Raw genomic sequence first — 5,232 nt, 5'->3', positions numbered from 1 at the left:
GGCGACGTGCCCGCGCACGTCGCCGCCCCCGCGGTCCACCCCCGAGATTCAGGCGATCGAGACGTCCTCCACGAAGGAGATCTCCTTGGCCGCGATGCGCTCCGGGATCCCCTCGAACGCCCCCGCGCGCTCCGGGGAGACGAGGTAGGCGGCCTCGACGCGCTCGAACTCGGCACGGTCGCCCGGCACGCTCACGGCCCAGACGAACTCGTTCGCCTCCGGCCGCCCGTAGGCGAACTCCACCTCGAACCCGGTGGCGCGCCGCACCGCGGGCATCCGGGTCTCGAACCACTCCACGAACGCCTCGAACTCGCCCTCGACGATCTGATAGCGACGCAACTGCACGGTCTTCATGGCTCAATCATGCCGTGCCCGCGGCATCCCTCCGTCGCCGTATACTCGTTGCGTCCAGGCGCGCCATCCGCGCCGGTGCTCGAAAAATGGGCACGAAGCGAGCCGATGCCGGCGTCGGTTGCGAGACACATACGGAATCCGTCCGTCGCGTCTCGAAAGGCCGCCGCATGCCCACCGTCTCCTCCCACGTCGCCCACGCCCTCTCCGCCCACGTCAGCCATGTCTTCGGCGTGATGGGCAACGGCAACGCCTACTTCCTCGACGCGATCGAGCGCGAGACCGACGCGGTGTTCACCGCGGTGCGCCACGAGGCCGGCGGCGTCGTCGCCGCCGACGCCCACTACCGCGCCTCGAAGCGCCTCGCCGCGGCGACCTCGACCTACGGCGCCGGCTTCACCAACACGCTCACCTCGCTCGCCGAGGCCGCGCAGGCGCGCGTGCCGCTCGTGCTCGTCGTCGGCGACGAGCCGACCTCGGGCCCGCGCCCCTGGGACGTCGACCAGATCGCCCTCGCCTCGGCGGTCGGCGCGCGCACCTATACGGTGGGCCGCGCGGATGCCGCGGCGACCACGGTCATCGCGGTCGAGCACGCCCTGCAGTACCGGCTGCCGGTCGTGCTCGCGATCCCCTACGACGTCGCCGCCGCCGAGGCCGGCCCCCTCGCCGCGGCGCCCTCCCCCGCGCTGCCGGCGCCGATCGCCCCGGCCGGCGAATTCGCGCACGGCCAACTGAGCGAGATCGCCCGCGCCCTCGCCGTGGCGGAGCGGCCGTTCCTCCTCGCCGGCCGCGGCGCCTGGCTCGCCGACGCCGGCGAGGCGCTCGGCGAGCTCGCGGCCGCGAGCGGTGCGCTCACCGCCTCCACGGCGCTCGGCCGGGGCGTCTTCCCCGAGGCGCGCTTCGACCTCGGCGTCACCGGCGGCTTCGGCGCCGACGGCGCGATGGCGCTCGTCCGCGAGGCCGATGTCGCCGTCGTCTTCGGCGCATCGCTGAACCAGTTCACGATGCGCTTCGGCGAACTGTTCGCGCCGGGCACGCGCGTGTTCCAGGTCGACGTCGCCCCCGCGGCGACGCATCCGAACGTGGGCGGCTACGTGCGCGGCGACGCCGGGCTCGTCGCCCGCGAGCTCGTCTCGCAGTTGATCGACATCACGGGCGAGGCGGCGCGCTCCGGCGGCTGGCGGGAGCGCGTCGACGTGGCCGCCGCGCGGGCCTACGAGCCCGGCGAGGCCGCCGCGCCCGACGGCCGGCTCGACCCGCGCAGCACCGCGCGCCGGATCGCCGAGCTGCTGCCCGAGGACCGCGTGGTCGTCTCCGACGGCGGGCACTTCATCGGCTGGGCGAACATGTACTGGCCGGTGGCCGCGCCCGACCGCATGATGATGGTCGGCACCGCGTTCCAGTCGATCGGGCAGGGCTTCCCGAGCGTCGCCGGCGCGGCGGCCGCCCGCCCCGAGGCCACGATCGTGCTCACGACGGGCGATGGCGGCGGACTGATGGCGATCGCCGACCTCGAGACCGCGATCCGCACGGCGGGCGGCCGCGGCGTCGCCGTCGTGTGGAACGACGCCGCCTACGGCGCGGAGGTGAACCTCTACGGCTTGAAGGGGCTCGCCGAGGGCCCCATGCGGATCCCCGAGGCCGACTTCGCGGCCGCGGCGCGCGCGTTCGGCGCGGAGGGCGTCGTCGTGCGCGAGCTCGCCGAGCTCGACGCCCTCGCGGACTGGGCCGCCCGCCCGGCGGCGGAGCGCCCGTTCCTGCTGCTCGACTGCCGCATCTCGGGCGACGTCATCGCGCCGTACCAGCAGGAGATCATCCGCGTGAACTCCCGCTGACGCGGAGGCCTCGCGCCGGAGTCGCAGGATCGTATACGATCAACCCAAGCGCCCGACGAGGAAGTGGAGCCCGCGTGCTGAACCAGTCCACCATCGAGGCGATCGCCGACGAACTGTTCATCGCCGATCGCGACCGCGGCATCGTGCCGCGGCTCACCGCCCGCCACGACGGCATGACCGTCGAGGACGCGTACGCCGTGCAGAAGCTCTGGGCAGACCGCCGCGCCGCCGCCGGGGCCCGCCTCGTCGGCCGCAAGATCGGCCTCACCTCGAAGGTGATGCAGGTCGCGACGGGCATCACCGAACCCGACTACGGCGTGATCTTCGACGACATGGTGTTCGAGTCCGGCGTGACGGTCGAGTACGACCGCTTCTCGAACGTGCGCATCGAGGTGGAGCTCGCCTTCGTGCTCGCGAAGCCGCTCGCAGGCCCGAACACGACGATCTTCGACGTGCTCGACGCGACCGCCTACGTCGTGCCGGCCCTCGAGATCCTGAACTCGCACATCGAGCTCGAGGGCCGCACGATCGTCGACACGATCAGCGACAACGCCGCGATGGGCGGCATGGTGCTCGGCGGTCGCCCGGTCAAGGTCGACGAACTCGACCTGCGCTGGGTCGGCGCACTGCTGTACCGCAACCAGACGATCGAGGAGTCGGGCGTCGCCGCCGCGGTGCTCGGCCACCCCGCGATGGGCGTCGCCTGGCTCGCCAATAAGCTCGCGCAGCACGGCCAGTCCCTCGAGGCGGGCGAGATCGTGCTCGCGGGCTCGTTCACCCGGCCGATGTGGGTCGAGCGCGGCGACACCGTGCACGCCGACTACGGCCAGCTGGGGGCGATCACGTGCCGATTCGAATGAACGCCCCGCAGACGTTCTCGGCCCGCCTCGCCGCGGCCGACCGCCCGCAGATCGGCATGTGGGTCTGCTCGGCCAGCCCGATCGTCGCCGAGGTCGCCGCGGGCAGCGGAGTGGACTGGGTGCTGCTCGACGCCGAGCACTCCCCCAACGACCTGCAGTCGATCCTGCACCAGCTGTACGCGATGTCGGCCTACCCGGTCTCGGCCGTGGTGCGGCCGCCGATCGGCGACGCCGTGCTCATCAAGCAGTACCTCGACCTCGGCGTGCAGAACCTGCTCGTGCCGATGGTCGACTCGGCGGAGCAGGCCCGCGAGCTCGTCCGCGCCGTGCGCTACCCGGGCCCGGCCGGCGGCGACGTCGCTCCCGCCGAGCACGGCGCGCGCGGTGTCGGCGCCTCGCTCGCCCGCTCCTCCCGGTGGAACCGCATCGAGGGCTACCTCGGCCGGGCTTCCGAGACGGTGAGCCTGATCGTGCAGATCGAATCGGCGGCCGCGGTCGCGAACGTCGAGGAGATCCTCGCGGTCGACGGCGTGGACGCGATCTTCATCGGGCCGGCCGATCTCGCGGGCTCGATGGGCCTGCTCGGCCAGCCGAGCCATCCGGACGTCGTCGACGCCGCGCTGACCGCGATCCGGGCCGCGCGCGCGGCCGGCAAGCCCGCCGGCATCAACGCCTTCGTCCCGGCGGACGCCGACCACTATCTCGCCGAGGGCGCGGCCTTCGCCGCCGTCGGCGCCGACGTCGCGATCCTGGCGCGCGCCTCGGAGGCGCTCGCCGACCGCTTCATCGGGGCGCACCCCGCGAACGAGCGGGCCGGCGACGGCGCGGATGCCTCCGGCGCGACCGCCTCGGACGCGAACGCCCCCCGCGAGAGCTACTGAGCGCCGGCACTTCCGCCGCGTCGCCAGATCGTATATCATTTCAGATACAACGAGACGAGGACGTCAATGACCTTCGGTATCCCCACCCCGGGCAAGATGATCGCGGTGCACCTCAACTACCCGTCGAGGGCCGCGCAGCGCGGCCGCACCCCCGCCCAGCCGAGCTACTTCTTCAAGCCGGCCTCCTCGCTCGCCGCGACCGGCGGCACCATCGAACGCCCCGCCGGCACCGAACTGCTCGCCTTCGAGGGCGAGATCGCGATCGTCATCGGCGCCCCCGCGCGCTGGGTCTCGCCCGAGAACGGCTGGTCGCACATCGCCGCCGTGACCGCGGCGAACGACTTCGGCGTCTACGACCTGCGCTCGGCCGACAAGGGCTCGAACGTGCGCAACAAGGGCGGCGACGGCTTCACGCCGATCGGCCCGGCCGCGATCCCCGCCTCGGTCGCCGGGCAGGACGGCTGGCGCGTCCGGACCTGGGTCAACGGCGAACTCGTGCAGGAGGACACCTCCGACACGCTCCTCTTCCCCTTCGGCCGCCTCGTCGCCGACCTCTCCCAGCACCTCACCCTCGAGACCGGCGACGTGATCCTCACCGGCACGCCGGCCGGCTCCTCCGTCGTCGTCCCGGGCGACGTCGTCGAGGTCGAGGTCGACGCCCCCGCCGCGCCCGGCGCGCCGAGCACCGGCCGGCTCGTCACCACGGTCACCCAGGGCGAGCGCGCCTTCGGCGACTTCGGCACCAAGCCCGCCATCGACGACGACCAGCGCCTCGAGGCCTGGGGCAGCGAGGCCGAGCTGCTCGCCGCGGTCGCCGACGGCCGCGCGAGCGCGCCCGACTCCGCCGCCGTGCGCGAGGCCGCGCCCGCCGGTCTCGACCCCGAGGTGCGCGAGCTCCTCTCGCAGGCTGCCGTCGCGACGATCTCCGCGGCCCTGCGCAAGCGCGGCTACCACGACGTCTTCATCGAGGGCGTCTTCCCGAACCACGCCGGCGACCGCATCGTCGGCACCGCGAAGACCCTGCGCTTCATCCCCTTCCGCCCCGATCTCTTCAAGGAGCACGGCGGCGGCTTCAACGCCCAGAAGCGCGCCTTCGACCAGGTCGCCCCCGGCGAGGTGCTCGTCGTGGAGGCCCGCGGCGAGCGCGGCACCGGCACCGTGGGCGACGTGCTCGCCCTGCGCGCGCAGGTGCGCGGCGCCGCCGGCATCGTCACCGACGGCGGGGTGCGCGACTTCGACGCCGTCGCCGAGTTCGAGATCCCCGTGTTCTCGCAGGGGCCGCACCCGAGCGTGCTCGGCCGCCGC

The 5,232-nt window shown here is 73.5% G+C and carries 5 protein-coding genes; 4 read left to right on the top strand and 1 reads right to left on the bottom strand.

Annotated elements, in window-relative coordinates; translation table 11 throughout:
- Positions 1–48: 48 nt before the first annotated feature.
- Positions 49–354 (bottom strand): hypothetical protein, encoded by a 306-nt coding sequence (locus tag IEY71_RS06640; protein ID WP_189084453.1) that lies wholly within the window; start codon positions 352–354, stop codon positions 49–51.
- Positions 355–521: 167 nt separating this feature from the next.
- Here IEY71_RS06640 and IEY71_RS06635 point away from each other — a divergent pair, with 167 nt between their 5' ends.
- The 4 genes from IEY71_RS06635 to IEY71_RS06620 all read left to right on the top strand — a co-directional run.
- Positions 522–2,186, top strand: coding sequence for a thiamine pyrophosphate-binding protein (locus IEY71_RS06635; RefSeq protein WP_189084452.1), 1,665 nt, complete (start codon positions 522–524; stop codon positions 2,184–2,186).
- A 74-nt stretch (positions 2,187–2,260) separates the two neighbouring features.
- Complete coding sequence (gene hpaH, locus IEY71_RS06630; protein ID WP_189084451.1) at positions 2,261–3,046, top strand: 2-oxo-hept-4-ene-1,7-dioate hydratase; 786 nt, start codon at positions 2,261–2,263, stop codon at positions 3,044–3,046.
- On the top strand, positions 3,031–3,927 hold the full coding sequence (locus IEY71_RS06625) for an aldolase/citrate lyase family protein (RefSeq protein ID WP_373292248.1): 897 nt from the start codon (positions 3,031–3,033) through the stop codon (positions 3,925–3,927). Before hpaH ends, IEY71_RS06625 begins: the two co-directional genes overlap by 16 nt.
- Before the next feature lie 66 nt (positions 3,928–3,993).
- A partial coding sequence (locus IEY71_RS06620) for a fumarylacetoacetate hydrolase family protein (protein ID WP_229781557.1) occupies positions 3,994–5,232 on the top strand: 1,239 nt, incomplete at its 3' end.

Origin of the sequence: Agromyces mediolanus, assembly GCF_014648575.1 — a bacterium.
Taxonomy (GTDB): Bacteria; Actinomycetota; Actinomycetes; order Actinomycetales; family Microbacteriaceae; genus Agromyces; species Agromyces mediolanus.
The sequence above is the reverse complement of the archived record's forward strand: the minus strand, read 5'-3'. Positions and strand labels throughout refer to the sequence as shown.